Annotated in this window: 15 protein-coding genes; 6 read left to right on the top strand and 9 right to left on the bottom strand. The window is 62.9% G+C overall.

All coding sequences use genetic code 11. The annotated features are described in order from the left end of the window. Positions 1-93: 93 nt before the first annotated feature. Positions 94-1,467, top strand: coding sequence for a M17 family metallopeptidase (locus XH89_RS05320; RefSeq protein WP_194466068.1), 1,374 nt, complete (start codon positions 94-96; stop codon positions 1,465-1,467). Further along, entirely contained in the window at positions 1,460-2,302 is an 843-nt protein-coding gene (locus XH89_RS05315) for a C40 family peptidase (protein ID WP_194466067.1), read from the top strand. Before XH89_RS05320 ends, XH89_RS05315 begins: the two co-directional genes overlap by 8 nt. Before the next feature lie 99 nt (positions 2,303-2,401). Here XH89_RS05315 and XH89_RS05310 read toward each other — a convergent pair whose 3' ends face one another. Continuing rightward, the gene (locus XH89_RS05310; RefSeq protein ID WP_246767747.1) at positions 2,402-3,046 is read right to left on the bottom strand and encodes a c-type cytochrome; all 645 of its coding nucleotides are present in this window, start codon (positions 3,044-3,046) and stop codon (positions 2,402-2,404) included. 527 nt (positions 3,047-3,573) lie between these two features. Between XH89_RS05310 and XH89_RS05305 the strand changes: the two genes are divergently transcribed. From XH89_RS05305 to XH89_RS05290, 4 genes are read left to right on the top strand one after another with little or no spacing between them, the layout of a single operon-like run. Then, positions 3,574-4,920: a cytochrome C gene (locus XH89_RS05305; RefSeq protein ID WP_246767746.1), complete on the top strand. Its 1,347-nt coding sequence runs from the start codon at positions 3,574-3,576 to the stop codon at positions 4,918-4,920. Positions 4,921-4,945: 25 nt separating this feature from the next. Next, positions 4,946-5,722, top strand: a complete 777-nt coding sequence (locus XH89_RS05300) for an outer membrane protein (RefSeq protein WP_194466065.1) — start codon at positions 4,946-4,948, stop codon at positions 5,720-5,722. 33 nt (positions 5,723-5,755) lie between these two features. After that, entirely contained in the window at positions 5,756-6,385 is a 630-nt protein-coding gene (locus XH89_RS05295) for a c-type cytochrome (RefSeq protein ID WP_246767745.1), read from the top strand. A 58-nt stretch (positions 6,386-6,443) separates the two neighbouring features. Further along, a complete protein-coding gene (locus XH89_RS05290; protein ID WP_194466063.1) occupies positions 6,444-7,040 on the top strand; it encodes a cytochrome c in 597 nt (198 codons plus the stop codon). A gap of 147 nt (positions 7,041-7,187) precedes the next feature. On the opposite strand, the gene XH89_RS05285 is transcribed toward XH89_RS05290, so the two are convergent. The 8 genes from XH89_RS05285 to XH89_RS05250 all read right to left on the bottom strand — a co-directional run bounded on the left by XH89_RS05285 (position 7,188) and on the right by XH89_RS05250 (position 18,285). Further along, positions 7,188-8,318 (bottom strand): sterol desaturase family protein, encoded by a 1,131-nt coding sequence (locus XH89_RS05285; protein WP_194466061.1) that lies wholly within the window; start codon positions 8,316-8,318, stop codon positions 7,188-7,190. A gap of 457 nt (positions 8,319-8,775) precedes the next feature. Then, positions 8,776-9,378 carry a hypothetical protein gene (locus XH89_RS05280; RefSeq protein ID WP_367400998.1) on the bottom strand — a complete coding sequence of 201 codons (603 nt, stop codon included), beginning with the start codon at positions 9,376-9,378 and terminating at the stop codon, positions 8,776-8,778. Between the two features lie 417 nt (positions 9,379-9,795). Next, positions 9,796-11,433 (bottom strand): ABC transporter ATP-binding protein, encoded by a 1,638-nt coding sequence (locus tag XH89_RS05275; RefSeq protein WP_194466060.1) that lies wholly within the window; start codon positions 11,431-11,433, stop codon positions 9,796-9,798. A 7-nt stretch (positions 11,434-11,440) separates the two neighbouring features. Then, a complete protein-coding gene (locus XH89_RS05270; RefSeq protein WP_194466059.1) occupies positions 11,441-12,619 on the bottom strand; it encodes an ABC transporter permease in 1,179 nt (392 codons plus the stop codon). Next, on the bottom strand, positions 12,619-13,728 hold the full coding sequence (locus tag XH89_RS05265; RefSeq protein ID WP_194466058.1) for a microcin C ABC transporter permease YejB: 1,110 nt from the start codon (positions 13,726-13,728) through the stop codon (positions 12,619-12,621). The genes XH89_RS05270 and XH89_RS05265 overlap by 1 nt, the downstream gene beginning before the upstream one ends. Positions 13,729-13,730: 2 nt before the next feature. After that, positions 13,731-15,602 carry an extracellular solute-binding protein gene (locus XH89_RS05260; RefSeq protein ID WP_194466057.1) on the bottom strand — a complete coding sequence of 624 codons (1,872 nt, stop codon included), beginning with the start codon at positions 15,600-15,602 and terminating at the stop codon, positions 13,731-13,733. Positions 15,603-15,616: 14 nt separating this feature from the next. Continuing rightward, positions 15,617-17,518 (bottom strand): ABC transporter substrate-binding protein, encoded by a 1,902-nt coding sequence (locus tag XH89_RS05255; protein WP_194466056.1) that lies wholly within the window; start codon positions 17,516-17,518, stop codon positions 15,617-15,619. Between the two features lie 212 nt (positions 17,519-17,730). Continuing rightward, positions 17,731-18,285 carry a cytochrome c family protein gene (locus tag XH89_RS05250; protein WP_194466055.1) on the bottom strand — a complete coding sequence of 185 codons (555 nt, stop codon included), beginning with the start codon at positions 18,283-18,285 and terminating at the stop codon, positions 17,731-17,733. Positions 18,286-18,348 lie beyond the last annotated feature (63 nt).

The following is an 18,348-nucleotide window of genomic DNA, read 5'->3' as shown; positions in this document are numbered from 1 at the left end:
AGCGGCTCACTGAGCGGTGACAGCAAAGCCGATTGCAGAGGTGGCGAAACTCTGCGAAGTCTGCTTCAGCCGAATGACCTTGCGGACCCGCCAATGCCTTCCGTGTTCGAGACGTCCACCACCGCCATTCCGATCTTCTTCGTCACCAAATCGAGCTGGGAGGCCGTGCGCGAGACGCTGCCGCCGGCGCAGCGTCAGTTCGCCATTGCGAGCGCCTTCACCGCCAAGGCGGGCGGCTATCTCGCGCTGCCCGCGTCCGACGGCGCGATCGCACAGGTGCTGTTCGGCCTCGAGGACGACGGCGCGAAGTCGCGCGATCCGTTCCGGCCCGGCGCCCTGCCCGGCCTGCTGCCGGCTGGCACGTATCGCTTTGCCAATGCACCGCACGATGCACGGCTGGCGGCGCTCGCCTTCGCGCTGGGCTGCTATCGCTTCGCCCGCTACCGCAAGGCCGACCGCCCCGACGTCCGGCTGGTGCCGCCTGACGGCGTCGATCCGGTCGAGATCAACCGCATGGCCGAAGCCGCGATGCTGGCGCGCGACCTCATCAACACGCCGTCCAATGACATGGGACCGGAGGAGCTGGCCACGGCCGCGCAGGGGCTCGCGGCCGAATTCGGCGCCAGCTATGCCTGCACCATCGGCGACAATCTGAAGACGAACTTTCCGCTGATCCACGCCGTCGGCATGGCCTCGGATCGCGCGCCGCGGCTGATCGACATCGGCTGGGGTGATTCCTCCCATCCCAAGGTGACGCTGGTCGGCAAAGGCGTCTGCTTCGACACCGGCGGGCTCGATCTGAAGCCGTCGAGCGGCATGCTGATCATGAAGAAGGACATGGGCGGCGCCGCCAACGTGCTGGCGTTGGCGCGCATGGTGATGGATGCCAAGCTGAAGGTGCGGCTGCGCGTGCTGATCCCGGCGGTGGAGAACGCCGTTTCCGGCAATGCCTTCCGCCCGCTGGATATCTTCACCTCCCGCAAGGGCATCACGGTCGAGATCGGCAACACCGATGCGGAGGGACGGCTGGTGCTCGCCGACGCGCTGGCGCTGGCCGATGAGGAGAAGCCCGAGCTGCTGATCGATCTCGGCACCCTGACCGGCGCCGCGCGCGTCGCGCTGGGGCCGGATTTACCGCCCTTTTACACCAATGATGAGACGCTGGCCGCCGACGTCGCGCGCTGCGCGGTGCAGGAGAACGATCCCTTGTGGCGCATGCCGCTGTGGCCGCCTTACGATGCCTGGCTGGACTCCAAGACCGCCACCATCACCAACGCACCGTCAGGCGGCTTTGCCGGCTCGATCACCTGCGCGCTGTTCCTGCAACGCTTCGTCGAGCAGGCCAAGAGCTGGCTTCACGTGGATATTTTCGGCTGGACGCCGTCGGCCAAGCCGGCGCGGCCCGAGGGCGGCGAATGCCAGGCTGCCCGCGCGATCTACAAGGTGCTGAGCGAGCGCTATGCATGATATCAGGCTGACACCGGCGCGCGGCGATCTCGCCGCGAAATATCTCGAAGGCAAGGTGCAGGCCGAACGCTTCGTCACCGGCGAGGAGTTCGAGGTGATCGCCCCCATCGCACCGGTCCGCGAGCAGCCGTCATCGAACGCGATGCTGATGACGGAAGCGCTGCGCGGCGAGCGCGTGACGGTTTACGACCGCAACGGCGAGGGCTGGGTCTGGGGCCAGCTTGGCTCCGACGGCTATGTCGGCTGGCTGCCGGAGTCGGCGCTGATGAAGCCTGTGGTCGCGCCCACCCACAAGGTCAGCGCGCTGCGGACGCTTGCCTTCCCCGGCCCCTCGATCAAGCTGCCGCCAACCGACACGCTCGTGCTGGGATCGAAGCTCGCGATCGTGCGCGAAGATGGCATGTTCGTCGTCACGCGCGAGGGCACGTTCGTGCCGAAGACCCATCTTTCGCCGCTCGATCATTGCGAACCTGATTTCGTCGCGGTCGCCGAGCGTTTTGTAGGCACGCCCTATCTCTGGGGCGGCAAGAGCAGCCTCGGCATCGATTGCTCCGGCCTTGTCCAGGTCTCGCTGACATCATCAGGCACCGGCTGCCCGCGCGACAGCGATATGCAGCAGGCCGGCCTCGGCCGCGCGCTGGATCCGCATGAGCGGAGCAGCTTGCTGCGCGGCGATCTGATCTTCTGGAAGGGCCACGTCGCGATCGTGCGCGATGCCAGCACCATGGTTCATGCCAACGCGCATCACATGGCGACGGTGATCGAGCCAATCGAGCCGGCCATTGCGCGGATCAAGCAGGCGGGCAGCGAGGTTGTCGCCATCAAGCGGCTATAAATCGCTGAAAAGCGTCGGCCGGTCTCACTCCGGAAGACGACATTGAAGCCGCCGTGGCCAGAGGGCCTTGCAAGCGCCAGCAAGTTGCAGTGCGTTGAACTACTCTAGTCGGCTGACATAGGCCGCCACAGATTTGATCTGCGCCGGCGTCAACTCGTGAGCAATCGGCTGCATGATCGCTGAACTGTCGGGATTGGCCTTGTCTTGCCCACGCTCCTTGTCCCAGTTCGTCAGCTTTCTGATCACGTAGTCGTAGAGCTGGCTCGCGAGGCGGGGAAACTGCCCATCGCCCTTGGCTTCGGGGCCATGACAGGATGCGCAGGGCGGCACATTGGCGTCCGGAACGCCCTCCTCGTAAATCTTCTTCCCTTCGGCAGCATCCGCCTTCGGTGCCCCGCCCAGCGGCTTTGGATTCAGGTTTTTGAATTCCGTGGTCAGCGCCGCCAGCATCGCCGGGCTGAGTACATGGGCCACGTTGAACATCACGGGGTTGCTGCGACGGTGCTCGACGAAGGCCTTCAATTGATTTTCGATGTATTCCGGCTGCTGCCCCGCCAGTCGCGGCATTGGGTACGATCCGCGAAAACCTTGCGCGTCGATGCCATGGCAAGTCTTGCAATAGTCCGTCTTTGCCCTGAGGTCGTGCGCCGGTATTTGCGCGCCTTTATCTTGCGCCTGCGCGATCGTCGACATCGAGGTGACGACGATCGTGGCCGCCATCCGCACAAATGATTGCAGATTCATGAGCGCCCCCGCTTTGATGAGCGCACGCTACGCGCGGCAACGAGCTTTGGTCCAGTTGATTTTCGTCGAGCGTGGCGATGATTTTTTCAAAAGCGCGAGGTGCGGTAATTTAATGCCAACCTCCGCGGTAATCTGTTGCCTTATGCAAGCGCTTCCTACAAGCGTATGCATCTGACGTTGCTGAAATGTCTCGCGAGATTTGAAAACTGCTAACGCGCAGCGAATGTCGCTTGGCGAAACGTCGGCGTGCTGGCCTACTTCATAATGGAAGCGGTTCGCAATATCCCAAGTTAACAAAGCGCAACGGGACAAGCGCTATGTGGGGCTACGGTTACAATGTCATCGCGAGCAATGGCAGGTGGCTTTTCGCCGCACTCGCGTTAGCGGCTCTCTCAACAGCCGCATTGACGATCGGCTCGACCAGGCCGGCGCAGGCCTTGCCGAGCTTCGCACGCCAGACGGGCCAACCTTGCGGCACATGTCACACCGACTTTCCCGCACTGACTCCTTATGGACGCCGGTTCAAATTGCTCGGCTACACCGCCGGTGGCGGCCAGTTTCGCACTACACCATTCTCGTCCGAGGGAGGGCGCGCGGCTCGCGCCGAACTCGACAAGCTCCGCGGCTACGTGAAGGCGTTGCCGCAGGAATCGCAGGCCGATGCTGACCGCAAGGAGTGGGTGCCGCCGATCTCGTTCATGGCGATCGAAGGGTACACGCGCACCCAGGGACCGACCATTCCGGATCCAACGGAGCCGTTCAGGACAAATGACAATATCGTGGCCTCTCCCGTCAGCGTGTTCTGGGGCGGCGCGATCACGGATCACATCGGCGCGTTCGCCCAGTACACATATGCCGGTGCGACCCCGCTGTCGTCGTTCTCAGGCACGCCGGCGGACCAGTTCATCCACAGCTGGGGATGGGACAATACCGACGTCCGCTATGCCAACACGGCGAGCGTTGGGCCATTCGATTTCGTCTTCGGCGTGACCGCCAACAACAATCCGACCGTTCAGGATTTGTGGAACACCACACCAGCCTGGGGATTCCCCTACGCAGCATCGACGCTGGCCGCAGGCCCCCCCGGCACGACGCTTGAGGGCACCTTTGCGGCGCATGTCGGCGGTGTCGGCCTCTATACGATGATCAACGACCTGCTCTACCTGGAAGTCACCGGATACAAGTCGATCGGCTTCCACGCGCTGAATGCGCTCGGAGCGAATCCGTTCGATACTCCGGGTCAGCTCGGCGGCGTGGCACCCTATTGGCGGGCGGCGATCGAGCCGCATTGGGGACGGCACACGCTGATGGTCGGCACGTTCGGAGGGTTCTTCGACGTGCATCCGTGGTTCGACACGACGTTCGCATCGGGTTCGACTGCGGTGTTGCCGGTATCGGACAAATTCACGGACGTCGGCTTCGACGCGCAATATCAATATCAGGGCGACGATTATTGGCTGACCCTGCGTGGCAGCTACATCCGCGAGTTCCAGCGCCTCGATGCGAGCTTCGCTGCTCTCGGCATTGCGTCCAATCCGACCAATCAGCTCAACAGCATGAAGCTGCAGGCCTCGCTGGCGCTGGGTGCCGACAACCGTGTCGTTCTCACCGGGCAGTATTTCAACGTCTGGGGCACGTCCGACTTGCTTCTCTTTGGGCCCGACCCCGTCACCGGCCAGGCATTGACCCCCGACACCAACGGCTGGACGGCCGAGATCGCCTACATCCCGTTCGGGGCCAGCAAGATGATCGGTTGGCCATGGTTCAACGCCCGCATCGGACTGCAATACACCTTCTACAACAAGTTCAACGGCACCACGGTCGGCGCCCATGACAACAACACCCTGTTCCTGCACGCATGGTTCGCCCTGTAGGCCGCGCCGCAAAGGAGATTGTCAGATGAAGAAACTGCTTGCCGCTCATCTCGCAGCCTTCGCAGTCGCGCTGGCAGGATCGGCGTCTGCCGCCGATCTGGCCGTGAAGGCTCCGCTTCCAGTCGCGGCGCCCTTCAACTGGACGGGCTGCTATATCGGCATCCATGTTGGCGCGGGCTTTGCGAAGAAGGACATCACTGATCCCGTGCAGCTCGTGCAGGATTCTTTCAATGGTCTCGGCTCCACGGTTGGTGTCACCACGGTCAGCCCCTCGCCGCGTGGTGCCGTCATTGGCGGCCAGGGCGGCTGCGACTATCAGTTTGCTTCCTCTTCGGTCGTCATCGGCATTCAGGGCGATGCAGCCGGTGCAACGCTGCGGAGCAACAGGTCTGTCGCCCTCCCGCTCGGTAATCCCGGCGAGACCGCGATTGTGGACGCGAAAACCGAGTTTCTTACCAGCGTGACCGGCCGCATCGGCTATGCGTTCGATAATGTCCTGCTCTATGGCAAGGCCGGCGCGGCGATGGCCGGTGACAAATACGAGGTCAGCGGCACGTTCACCGGCCTGCCGTTCGATTTCAGGGGGCTGGAGGACCGCTGGGGCTGGACCGCCGGCGCGGGCGTCGACTGGGCCTTCGACCGTCACTGGTCGGCCAATCTCGAATACGACTACTACGGGTTCGGCACCCGGACCTCGACCTTCGCCGATCAAGCCAACGTCTTCCAGGGGCCGGTGAGCGTCAGGCAGTCGATCCAGGTCGTGAAGGTCGGGGTGAACTTCCACATGTGGGCGGGTCAATAGATGCTCGCGGCCTTTGGACCAAGGCGGACATCGTTGCGGCGCGTTGGTCGCTTGCATGCGGTGCTGTGCGCCATGGCCCTGACCGTGGTCTGCTCCGTCACATCTCACGCGCAGGAAAGGGGTGGCTTCGAGGCCAAGATCGTATATTGCAAGACTTGCCACGGATTGTCGGCGCAAGGCTATCGCGGCTGGTTTCCGATGCCGCGGCTGGCGGGACAGCAGCCGCAATATCTCGAGAACCAGCTTCGCGCCTTCATCGAGCGCCGGCGCACCAATCCCGTCATGGCCAATGTCGCTCACGTGCTGAGCCCTGGGATGATCGAGGCGCTTGCGACGCATCTGAAGAATCTCGATCCCAAGCCGATCGGCGGCGCGCCGAGGGGATCGTCGGCGACCGGCAAGCGCATCTACGAGGAAGGCCTTCCCGAATCGAACGTGCCGGCATGCGCCGCCTGCCATGGCAGCGACGGCAAGGGGCAGAACGAGATTCCGCGGCTGGCCGGCCAACTTTACGAATACACCGTGGGTCAGCTCACCGGTTGGGCGAAGGAGCGCGGTCAGGGATCGGCGGTCGATACCTCCGCGATCATGGCACCGACGGCGCACAATCTGTCGCGATCGCAGGTCGAGGCCGTGGCTGCCTATGTGAGCTACATGCAATGAGGGGCGCAAGGCCGGACATAGAGAGCGGGCGAACCACCTTGCGCAGGGACGAGAGGTCATGAAGCGCATCGGACTGAAGACAGCGCTGCTCGCAATGCTGGCCTGCATCGGCCCCGCGATGGCGTGGGACGGGGCCAACGTCCGCAACTGCACCTGGTGTCACGGGACGTCGGCGCAAGGATACACGGTGGCACCAAGACTGGCCGGGCAGCGGCCGGCCTATCTCGAAAGCCAGATGCGGAGCTTTCGCGACCACAGCCGGGACAATCCCTTCTCGAGACAATACATGTGGGGCGCCGTCGCCGCACTCGATTCCCGCGATGCGCGCGATCTCGCGGCCTACTTCGCAACCATTCCGCCAAGGCCCGCCAATGACGGCGACGCCAATCTGATGGCGAAGGGCAAGGCCATCTATATGGACGGCATTCCCGAAGCCAACATCGCGTCCTGTTATGCCTGTCACGGCCCGAACGCCGAGGGCGTGCGTGAGATTCCCCGTCTCGGCGGCCTTGCCTATTTCTACGTCAAGGCGCGGCTCGAGCAGTGGGGCCAGGGTTATCATTCGGGCATGGGAACGCCGATGCCCATCGTTGCGCGCTCGCTCGGCCCGAACGAGATCGAAGCACTGGCATCGTATCTCAGCTTCGTCAGATAGGCATCATTCGACGTTTCGGCCCTCACCTTTTTGGGGCAACAGAAGGCGAGGGCCTCCCGCCCACAATGGAGATTTGCCTCGCCATCATCGGGACAAAAGGCGACGCTCCGGCGAGGGCCGCTTTTGGCGCAAGTAAGGCGGGACGCTTCATGGGTTGCGATGTTCGAGGAATTCCTTCACCGGCCCGACGAAGGGGTGCACGAACTGGCCGAGCATGCCGCCGGGGATCGGCTTCACCGTACCGTATTTGACCGGCCAGCGGTCTTTGGGCAGATGCCAGGTTCTGCCCAGCATATCGAACAGCGGCGTGTGTGCCCCGTAGTTCTTGTCGATGGCCTCGGCGTCCGATGCGTGGTGCCAGTGATGGAATTGCGGCGTCACGATCACGTAGCGCAGCCAGCCGACATCCATCTTGATGTTTGAATGGATCAGCACCGATTGCACAGAGATGAAAATGAGATAGGCGAAGATCGTGTCCTGCGGGAAGCCGAGCAGGACGATCGGCACCAGCACCAGGGCGCGCGTCGCCAATGGCTCGAAGAAATGGAGGCGCGATCCCGAGAGCCAGTCCATGTGTTCGGGCGAATGATGGACCGCATGGATTCGCCACAACCACGGCACCTCGTGGTAGGCGCGGTGGGAGACGTATTCGACTGCATCGGCCGCCAGGATCACCAGCACGAAGCGGACGATCGCCGGCAGGGCCACGACATGCGCCTGCAGTGACGGGCTGATCGCCCAGGCGAAATAGTCATGGGCAAAATGTGTCGAGACCACCAGGAAGATGCCGATCAGCAGGTGGTTGACGCCGAAATAAGCGAGATCGAGCTTCCAGCCGGGGCTGAGCGGCCCCTGCTCCGGCCGCACCCGGGGGAAGACCCACTCGAGCAGCACGAAGGCTGCGCCGGTGAAGAACAGATCGAGCACCAGCCAGTCGAGGCCGAGATAGAAGCGCGGCTGGAGAAAATCCGGTGTCGGCACGTAGGGCCCGCCGAGCAGCGTGGCGAGGAAAAGCCCGCTGAGGCCGATCGTCGCGGGCACCCGCGGGCCACCAAGCACGATTCCGATGACGCCGAGCCAGGCACCGACGACCATGGCGATCGCGAGGGTGAGGCGGAGCAGCTCGACGTCGTAATGGACGCGCAGCTCAGGCGTCGTGAGAAAAGCGGGGTAGCGCAGGCATAGCACCGCAGCGACGCTGAGCACGCCGATCGCGGCGCAGAGAGAACTGCCGATGCGGCCTTCGCCGATGCGCGGCCTCGAACTTTCTTGAGCCATCAACGGTCTCCCGACAAAGATTCTGAAGCGCGTCAGCATAGGCGCGCGAGAGTTTACTCAAATTCAACGTCTGAGATACATTGATGGCCGATAAGAGTTAAAATTGCCAGAAGTCAAAGTCCGGTTTCGGTCAAAGCAGACGAAACAGGATTGGTAGTCCAGGTCGGCTTGGGGGCAAAACGCGAAGAAACTTCAGTCAATCTGGTCCGCCCGCGATCCCAAGCGGACCTCAGTGGACAGCTACACCGCATCGCTGATGGCCATTGGCAGAACAAATGGGATCCGATGCGGCCCGCTAAGCGGACTTCGATGGCACGTGTCGCCATTCGCCGATGGGTCAACATCCGACATCGCCTGAAAGAGGGTGCTCCGTCCTCGCTGGATCATGTCAAACCGAGAGCGATCGTTTGCGCGTTTACGATGCCAAATTTCGCCTCGATAGCGGCAATCGCTTCGATCACGGCGGCAGAAATGCCGCGACGGATCCGGTCAGCTCGGCACTGGCTGCCGGCTGAGGGGATCGCGCGAAAATGAAACGAGATGTCACGGGGACATCTGCGTCGGCCCGACCATCCTGGCCGATCAGGATCAATCCGGCGCCGCCATTTGCCACATTGAGAATGATTGGCTCGCCGCCCCATGTCTTGATCGGCTCCATTCCGATGATGAGAAATTCGCCGATGGGCTGGTCCAGATACTGGATACGCAATTGCGGGCCGACTTCGGCCGCAGCAAGTTCAAAGCCAAGCTGCCGGGCGCGTGCGTAAACGCTCGCCAAGGTCACGGTGCCGAACGTAAACCCGAGCTGGGCTGGCGACAGATCGACAAGCTCCACATTTGCCGTGCGAGGGCTGGTCGTGAACGACGGCCGGGCCAGGATTTCAGCGGCCTGACCACCGACATTGCAGCCCCTGCTATCGAGCTCGTTGCGCAGCGCAAGAGGGTCGACGAAGGTCCCTATCGTGATCGTCTTCCATGTCGCAACCTCGCGAGCGGAGCTGATCGGCTGTTGGGACGCCGGGGCCGGGCGCGTCTTGAACTTCAGCTGGTTCTGCAACACATCGCGGGCTGCGCATTGAGCAGACGCGGTGCTCGCGAAGGGGACGGCGCAGGCGGCCCAGAGTATGGAAGCAAGGACACAAGCTCGCCTTGCGCTTGAATGGTCATGGCCTGCCGCGCACAGGGCTCGGCTTCTGAAAAAAGACATGGCGAATGACTTTTTCTAAAGCGTTGGACAGAAAAAGCCCGCCTCCGAGTCAATGGGAAGAACGGAGGGAAATGACGTCCAATGAACATTCCCCGGCCGACTTAAAATGCGTCCGGAGGCGGGGCCTATGGCTAAAGTATTCCAATTTCCATGTCGCAGGCGGCAGTCCGTAAGCCTGGTAACCCACCTGCTTCATCAGCCCTAACGGGAATGATGCCGTTGAAACTTAGCACTGAGAGCGGATCGGCTCAACACCCAAGTCGGCCGGAATCAGGTCGCCACCGAGCCGTTGCCCGCCGTCTCCAGGCGGAAGGCCGCCGCGAACAGCGCACGGGTGTAATCCGTCTTCGGGTTCTTGAACAGCTCCGCGGCCTGGCCTTCCTCGACCACCTTGCCGCCGCGCATCACGATGAGATGACTGGCGAGCGAGGCGACGACGCGCAGATCGTGCGAGATGAACATGTAGGTGAGGTCGCGCTTGCGCTGCAGCTCGCGCAACAGATCGACCATCTGCGCCTGGAACAGCATGTCGAGCGCACTGGTCGGTTCGTCCAGCACGACGAAGTCAGGCTCCAGCACCACCGCGCGCGCGATCGAGATGCGCTGGCGCTGGCCGCCGGAGAACTCGTGCGGGTAGCGGTAGCGGGTATCCGGCTTGAGCCCGACATCCTCGAGTGCCTTGACGACACGCGCCTCGCGTTCCTCGCGCGTCAGGTTCGGCTGATGCACGGAGAGACCTTCGGCGATGATGTCGGCGACCGACAGGCGCGGTGAGAGCGAGCCGAACGGATCCTGGAACACGATCTGCATGTCGCGGCGATAGGGACGCATCTCCTTGAAGCGCAGGCCCTGGATGTCTTTGCCAAGGAACACGATGCGCCCGTTCGAGGAGATCAAGCGCAGCAAGGCCAGGCCGAGCGTTGTCTTGCCCGAGCCGGATTCGCCGACGACGCCCAGCGTCTCGCCCTTGCGCACGGCAACGCTGACGCCGTCGACCGCCTTGATGTGACCGACCGTCTTGCGCAGCAGGCCGCGCTTGATCGGAAACCACACTTTCAGATCGTTGGTCGCCATCACCACCGACGCATTCGGCTGCGGCGGCGCCGGATCCGGCTTGGGCTCCGCCGCCAGCAGATCGCGCGTATAGGGATGCTTCGGAGCCTTGAAGACCTGCTCGACCGGACCCTGCTCGACGATCTCGCCGCCCTTCATGACGCAGACAGTGTCGGCGATGCGGCGCACGATGCCGAGATCGTGGGTGATGAAGAGCAGGCTCATGCCGAGGCGCGAACGGATCTCGGCGAGCAGCGCCAGGATCTGCGCCTGCACGGTGACGTCGAGCGCCGTGGTCGGCTCGTCCGCGATCAGCAGGTCCGGCTCGTTGGCGAGCGCCATCGCGATCATCACGCGCTGGCGCTGGCCGCCGGAGAGCTGGTGCGGATAGCTCTTCAGCCGGGTCTCCGGCTCGGGAATGCCGACCTGGGTCAGCAATTCCAGCGTCCGCCTGCGCGCCTGCGCATTGCTGGTCGGATTGTGCAGCTGGATGATCTCGCCGATCTGCGCCTCGATGGTGTGCAGCGGATTGAGCGAGGTCATCGGCTCCTGGAAGATGATGGAGATGTCGCTGCCGCGGATCTCCCGCATCTCTCGCTCCGACCGATCGATCAGTTCCTGGCCCTTGAAGCGGATGCTGCCCGAGGGATGCGAGGCATTCGGATAGGGCAGCAACTTCAGGATCGACAGCGCGCTGACCGACTTGCCGGAGCCGGACTCGCCGACCAACGCGACGCACTCGCCGCGCTTGATCTGGAACGAGACCTTGTCGACCGCGAGCGTGGTGGCGCCGCCCTGGTGGAAAGCCACCGAAAGGTCGCGAACGGCAAGCAGGGGCTGGTTGATCGCGTCCATCACGCCCTCACTTGAACGTCTTGCGCGGATCGAAGGCATCGCGCACGGCTTCGCCGATGAAGATCAGCAGCGACAGCATGATCGCGACCGAGAAGAAGCCGGTGAAGCCGAGCCAGGGCGCCTGCACGTTGGCCTTGGCCTGCGAGAGCAGCTCGCCGAGCGAAGGCGAGCCCGGCGGCAGGCCGAAACCGAGGAAGTCCAGTGCCGTCAGCGTCATCACCGACGAGGAGATGATGAACGGCAGGAAGGTCATGGTCGCGACCATGGCGTTCGGCAACAGGTGCCGGAACATGATGACCTTGTTCGACACGCCCAGCGCGCGCGCGGCCTGGATGTACTCGAAATTGCGCCCGCGCAGGAACTCGGCGCGGACGACGCCGACGAGAGACACCCAGGAAAACAGCAGCATGATGCCGAGCAGGACGAAGAAGCCCGGGACCAGCACCGATGAAATGATGAGAAGCAGGTAGAGATAGGGAATCGCGCCCCAGATCTCGATGAAGCGCTGGAAGGTGAGATCGACCCAGCCGCCGAAATAGCCCTGGACTCCGCCCGCGGCGACGCCGACGATCGAGGACACGACGGTGAGGCAGAGACCGAACAGCACCGAGATACGGAAGCCGTAGATCAATCGCGCGACCACATCGCGCCCCTGATCGTCGGTCCCGAGCCAGTTGTATTCGAGATCGCGGCAGCTTTTCAGCCCCTTCTTCTCCACAACGGGCTGGCACTGCTTCTCCGTCAGCAGCCAGGTCGGCGGCGAGGGCGCCGGCGTCGGCAGATCGAGATTGTGAGTGTCGAAGGAATAGCGGATCAGCGGCCAAAGGATGCTGCCGCCCTTGTCCTTGATCAGCTTCTGCAGATACGGGTCGCGATAGTCGGCCGCGGTTTCGAAATCCCCGCCGAAGGTGGTCTCCGAATAGGTGACGAAGGCGGGCCAGTAGAGATGGCCGTCGTATTTGATCAGGTACGGCCGGTCGTTGGCGATCAACTCGGCGAACAGCGACACCACGAACAGGAGGATGAATATCCAGAACGACCAGTAGCCGCGCCGGTTCGCCTTGAAGTTCTGCCAGCGCCGCCTGTTCAGCGGCGACGGCGCGAACGGCTTGCGCGTAATCGGCGCAGTGGTGCCGAGCGGCGATCCCGTGGTGGTTTCGATCGGGGTCGGGGCGGTCAGCGTCATCAGACCTCCCGCGCCGCGAAATCGATCCGGGGATCGATCCACATGTAGGTCAGGTCCGAGATCAGATTCATCACGAGGCCGATCAGCGCATAGATGTAGAGCGTGCCGAACACCACGGGATAGTCGCGATTGAGCACGCTCTCGAAGCCGAGCAGACCGAGCCCATCGAGAGAAAAGATCGTCTCGATCAGCAGCGAGCCGGAGATGAAGGCATGAACGAAGGCGCCGGGGAAACCGGCCACCACGATCAGCATCGCGTTACGGAACACGTGGCCGTACAGCACCTGCCTTTCGCTGCACCCCTTGGCGCGCGCGGTCATGACGTATTGCTTGCGGATCTCGTCCAGGAACGAATTCTTGGTCAGCAGCGTCATGGTCGCGAAGGCGCCCAGCGCCATCGACAACAGCGGCAGCGTGATGTGCCAGAAATAGTCGATGATCTTCCAGTACCAGGGAAATTGCGACCAGCCGTCCGAGGTCAGGCCGCGCAGCGGAAACCAGTTGAGGAAGGAACCGCCGGCGAACAGGATGATGAGGAGGATGGCGAACAGAAAGCCCGGGATCGCGTAGCCGACGATGATGACCGCCGACGTCCAGATATCGAAGCGCGTGCCGTCCTTGACCGCCTTGCGGATGCCGAGCGGGATCGAGATCAGATAGGTGAGCAGGGTCAGCCACAGCCCGAGCGAGATCGAGACCGGCAGCTTCTCCTTCATCAACTGGAGCACGCTGACATCGCGGAAATAGCTCTTGCCGAAATCGAAACGGGCGAAATTCCACACCATCAAGGCGAAGCGTTCCGGGGCCGGCTTGTCGAAACCGAACTGCACCTCCAGCTTCTTGATGAAATCGGGGTCGAGGCCCTGCGCGCCGCGATATTTCGAATTGATGGCTTCTGCGCCGGCCCCCAACTGCCCCGGCGCGCGCTGCGCAAAATCGCTGCCGCCCGAAATGCGCGAGGTGCCACCGGTGTCGGCCCCCGAAAGCTGAGCGATGACGCGCTCGACCGGGCCGCCCGGCGCGAATTGCACGACGACGAAGGATACGAAGAGAATTCCGAGCAGCGTCGGAATCATCAGGAGGAGGCGGCGGGCGATATAGGCGCTCATGATTACTTCGCCTGCTCGAGCTTGACGGCCTTGGCCGCCTCGTACCACCAGTTCTCCGGCGCTCCGACGCCTTGCGCATATTTAGGCGGCTTGTCGGGATGGCTGAACTGGTCCCAATAGGCGACGCGATGGAAGTTCGCGTACCATTGCGGCACCCAATAGCGCCCGGCCCGGAACACGCGGTCGAACGCCCGGCACGCCGTGGTCAGCTCCACCCGGGTTTGTGCAGCGATGATCTTGTCAATCAGCGCATCAATGACCGGATCGGTAATGCCGGCGAGATTGTACGAGCCCTTGGTGCCGGCTGCCTGCGAGGAGAAGAACGCGCGCATCGCATCGCCTGGTGTCGCCGACATCGAGAAGCGTTCGATCGTCATGTCGAAGTCGAAATCCTCGAGGCGCGCCCGGTATTGCACGGCATCCACCAGGCGGAACGTGGCGTCGATGCCGAGCGTTGCGAGGTTCTTCAAGTACGGCGCGTGATGCGGCTGGAGCGACGGTTCGTCGTTCAGGAACTCGATCGTGAAGGGCTCGCCACCAGGCAGAACCCGCTTGCGGTCCTTGATGACGTAGCCGGCGTCGTTGAGCAGCTCGCTCGCCTTGCGCAGCAGACTGCGGTCCTGTCCCGAGCCGTCTGACACCGGGGGCACGAAAGGCTGGCCGAACACTTCGTCGGGCACCTTGCCACGGAACGGCTCCAGCAATGCGAGCTCTTCGGGCGAAGGCGGGCCCGACACCATCATGTCGGAGTTCTGGAACGGCGAGCGCGTCCGCGCGTAGGCGCCGTACATGATCGACTTGTTGGTCCACTCGAAATCGAAAGCATAGATCAGCGCCTCGCGCACGCGCGAATCCCTGAATTTGCCGCGGCGCATATTGATGAACCAGCCCTGCGCGCCCGACGGGGTCTCGTCCGGCAGCTGCTCCTGCTTGACGCGACCGTCCTTCACCGCCGCGAAATCGTAACGCGTGGCCCAGATGCGCGATGTGAGCTCCTCGCGGAACAGATAGTTCTTGCCGGTGAAGCCTTCGAAGGCAACGTCGCGGTCGCGGTAGAATTCGTAGCGCACCGTATCGAAATTGTAGCTGCCGCGGCAGACCGGCAGATCGGCACCCCACCAGTCCTTGACGCGATCGTATTCGATATAGCGGTTGACCTCGAACTTGCCGACCTTGTAGGGGCCGGAGCCCAGCGGCGTATCGAGCGTCGATTCGTCGAAGGCGCGCGAGGCGTAATACGCCTTGGAGAAGATCGGCAGGCTTGCGACGTAGAGCGGCACGTCGCGTGCGCGGTTGGGCGCGAAGGTGACGACCACGGTGGCGTCGTCGACCACCTCGGCCTTCACGAAATCGCGCAGCTGCACCACGATCAGCGGATGCCCTTTCTCCTTCAGCGCATTGAGCGAGAAGGCGACATCATGAGCCGTGAGCTTCGTGCCGTCGTGGAAACGGGCTTCGGGACGCATCGTGAAGGTATAGGTCAGCTTGTCCGGCGATATCCGGACCGCCTTCGCGGCAAGTCCGTACATCGCGTCGGGCTCGTCATTGGCCCGCGCCATCAGGCTTGCGAAGGTCATGTCCATGCCCTGCGCACCTTCGCCCTTCATGATGTAGGCGTTGAGCGAGGAGAACGTGAAATAGGACTGGTTGTAGGCCCGCACGGAGGGGATCAACGAGAACGCGCCGCCCTTCGGCGCGCCGGGATTGACGTAGTCGAAATGTTGGAAATCGGCGGGATATTTGAGATCGCCGAAAGCCGACATGCCGTGGGCCTCGGCCACCGCCTCCGACGCTCCGACCTTGCGGAGTGCGGCGGCACCAAGCGCGCCGCCGACACCGAGGACCAGCACATGCCGGCGTGAGAGCTGCGCCATGCGGGAAATGTCCTTCACGACTTCTTTGCGATCCGTGCCGCCTTGTCCGCGTCATACCACCAGATGAACGGGAAGCCCGACTGACCGTATCTGGGCAGCTCCGCCGGCCGGCCGAAGCGATCCCAGCGCGCGGTGCGCACCTTCGGATAATTCCATTGCGGCACGACGTAGTGATTCCACAGCAGCACACGGTCGAGCGCCTTGGTTGCGGCGACGAGATCCTCGCGATCGGTGGCGTAGATCAGCCGCTCGATCAGCTTGTCGATGGCCGGATTCTTGATGCCGGCAAGGTTGCGGGACCCGGCGATGTCAGCTGTTTTCGACGACCAGAACTCGCGCTGCTCGTTCCCCGGCGACTGCGATTCGCCCCAGGAGTTGGTGACGATGTCGAAATCCCACTCGCGTGTCCTGTTCTCGTATTGGGTCGGATCGACCGTCCGCACGCTGACGGCGATGCCGAGCCGTTCCAGCGACGGCTTGTAGAATAACGTGACCCGTTCGAAGCTCGGATCCTGGTTCAGCAATTCAATCGAGAACTGGGTGCCGCTCTTGACGTCGATCAGCTTGCGGTCGCGCACCTCGTAGCCGGCCTCCTTGAACAGGCGCAGGGCCTCGCGGAGATTGTCGCGCACGGCTTCCGGAGTGCCGCCGACCGGATTGCTGTAAGGCGTCGTGAAGACTTCAGGGGGGACCTGGGCGCGAACCGTCTCAAGGATTTCGAGCTCTTTCCCCTGCGGCAATCCCGTCGCCATGAGTTCGTCGAGGCCGTCGAAATAGCTGCTGACGCGCTTGTACTGACCATAGAAGAGCTGCTTGTTCATCTCCTCGAAGTCGAACGCGCAGTTCAGCGCGCGGCGCACGCGCGGATCGCTGAACTTGGCACGCCGCAGGTTCGGCACAAAGGCTTGCATCACGCCCGAGCTGCGATTGGCGAACTCCTCGAGGATCACGCGCTTTTCGGCCACGGCCGGGAAATCGTAGGCAGTGGCCCAGTTCTTCGCGCTGTTCTCGGTGCGCCAATCAACCTGATCGGCCTTGAAGGCCTCGATCGCGACGGTGGCATCGCGGAAATACTCGTAACGCAGCTCGTCGAAATTGTTTCGGCCAACATTGGCGGCGAGGTCGCGGCCCCAATAATCCTTGACGCGCTCCAGCGCGATCGACCGTCCGGCAACGAAGTCCTTGACCCTGTAAGGACCGGAGCCCAGCGGCATTTCGAGCGTTGTCGCCGAGACATCGCGCTTGCGGCCCTGCGCGTCCGTTCCCTCCCACCAATGCTTGGGCAGGACGATGAGCTGCCCGACGATCTGCGGCAGCTCGCGGTTGCCCGGCGCGTCGAAGACGAATTTCACCTCTCGCTCGTCAACCTTCTCGGCCCGGACCACATGGCTGTAGTAGGCCGAGTACATCGGATGATGCTTTTTGAAGGAATCGAGCGAGAAGATCACGTCATCCGCGGTAACCGGCTTGCCGTCGTGCCATTTGGCCTCAGGCCGCAAACGATAGATGACGAAAGAAAAATCGTCCGGATAGCTGACGGCCTCGGCCAGCGCGCCATATTCAGTCGAGACTTCGTCGAGCGAGGGCGTCGTAAGGGATTCGTAGATGAAGGCGACCGCACCTGCGACCTGGCCCTTCACGCCTGAGACGACGATGTTGAGATTGTCGAAGGTTCCAACCGCGATCTGGCGCGCGACACCGCCCTTCGGCGCGTCCGGATTGACGTAGTCATAGCGCTTGAAGTCGGCGGGATACTTGACCTTTCCGAACAGCGACAGCGCGTGGCGCCAGGGCGGCTCTCCGGCCACTTGCGCCTCTGCCGCGCCGACGACGGGAACACCCGCCGCTGAACCGAAAGCAGGAAGCGCAGCGACGGCCGCGCCGGTGAGCAGGAGATCGCGTCGGGTAATGGCCAAATCAATAGTCCTGTCTTGAAGGAGGCTACTCCTTTAAGTTCCCAATATAGGCGAGGTTTCGACGGAATATGTTGCTTTTTCCTCATCTTGAAAGGCCGGCCGGCCTGTCAGATGCGGCCAAACGCCCCGATAACAACGCCGCGAGGCCCGAATACGGAAACGGCCAGGCTTTGAGGCCTGGCCGCATATTCAAGATGATTTGCCGATAAGCCTTATTTCGCTGCGGTGGGCAGCGGCTTCGGGCTGTCGGAGAGGCTGTTCAGATAAGCGATGACGTCGGCGCGCTCGCTGTCCTTCGGAATACCGGCGAAGCCCATCGCGGTGCCGGGAACGGCAGCCTTCGGATTGGTGATGAACTTGTTGAGCGCATCGAAGTCCCAGGTGCCGCCCTTGCTCTTCATGCCAGCCGAGAAGTTGAAGCCACCGCGGCCTTCACCGACGTGATCGCCAACGATGCCGTAGAGGTTCGGACCGACGCGGTTCGGGCCACCCTTCTCGAAGGTGTGGCAGGCGCCGCACTTCTTGGCGGCGGCAGCGCCCTTCTCGACGGAGGCGGTCTGGAGCAGCTTTTCGATCGGCTCGGCGGCGGCAGCCGCGGCGCCCGCGCCACCCTTCTCGCCGGCTTCTTCCTTCACGGCGATCTCGAAGCCCGGCTTTTCCGGCATCTTGGGCGTAAACAGCGCATTGGCGGTGAAGCTCGTCACCAGCAGGATGAGACAGGTGCCAAGCACGGCACCGAGAATCTTGTTGAGTTCGAAAGAGTCCATTTCCGGCCAGGCCCCACACCGCAAGAAGGAAAAAGCGGCCGGGCGGCCGCCAGGACGAGCCTC

Origin of the sequence: Bradyrhizobium sp. CCBAU 53340 (genome assembly GCF_015291645.1) — a bacterium.
Taxonomy (GTDB): Bacteria; Pseudomonadota; Alphaproteobacteria; order Rhizobiales; family Xanthobacteraceae; genus Bradyrhizobium.
Note: the sequence above shows the minus strand (reverse complement) of the source record. Positions and strands in the feature narration are given on the sequence as shown.

Excerpts from the sequence above, each read along its gene's own strand:
- XH89_RS05315 (WP_194466067.1), top strand. The coding sequence starts at position 1,460 with ATGCATGATATCAGGCTGACACCGGCGCGCGGCGATCTCGCCGCGAAA.
- XH89_RS05260 (WP_194466057.1), bottom strand. The coding sequence starts at position 15,602 with ATGGCGCAGCTCTCACGCCGGCATGTGCTGGTCCTCGGTGTCGGCGGC.
- XH89_RS05275 (WP_194466060.1), bottom strand. The coding sequence starts at position 11,433 with ATGGACGCGATCAACCAGCCCCTGCTTGCCGTTCGCGACCTTTCGGTG.
- XH89_RS05270 (WP_194466059.1), bottom strand. The coding sequence starts at position 12,619 with ATGACGCTGACCGCCCCGACCCCGATCGAAACCACCACGGGATCGCCG.
- XH89_RS05265 (WP_194466058.1), bottom strand. The coding sequence starts at position 13,728 with ATGAGCGCCTATATCGCCCGCCGCCTCCTCCTGATGATTCCGACGCTG.
- XH89_RS05320 (WP_194466068.1), top strand. The coding sequence starts at position 94 with ATGCCTTCCGTGTTCGAGACGTCCACCACCGCCATTCCGATCTTCTTC.
- XH89_RS05290 (WP_194466063.1), top strand. The coding sequence starts at position 6,444 with ATGAAGCGCATCGGACTGAAGACAGCGCTGCTCGCAATGCTGGCCTGC.
- XH89_RS05310 (WP_246767747.1), bottom strand. The coding sequence starts at position 3,046 with ATGAATCTGCAATCATTTGTGCGGATGGCGGCCACGATCGTCGTCACC.
- XH89_RS05285 (WP_194466061.1), bottom strand. The coding sequence starts at position 8,318 with ATGGCTCAAGAAAGTTCGAGGCCGCGCATCGGCGAAGGCCGCATCGGC.
- XH89_RS05250 (WP_194466055.1), bottom strand. The coding sequence starts at position 18,285 with ATGGACTCTTTCGAACTCAACAAGATTCTCGGTGCCGTGCTTGGCACC.
- XH89_RS05300 (WP_194466065.1), top strand. The coding sequence starts at position 4,946 with ATGAAGAAACTGCTTGCCGCTCATCTCGCAGCCTTCGCAGTCGCGCTG.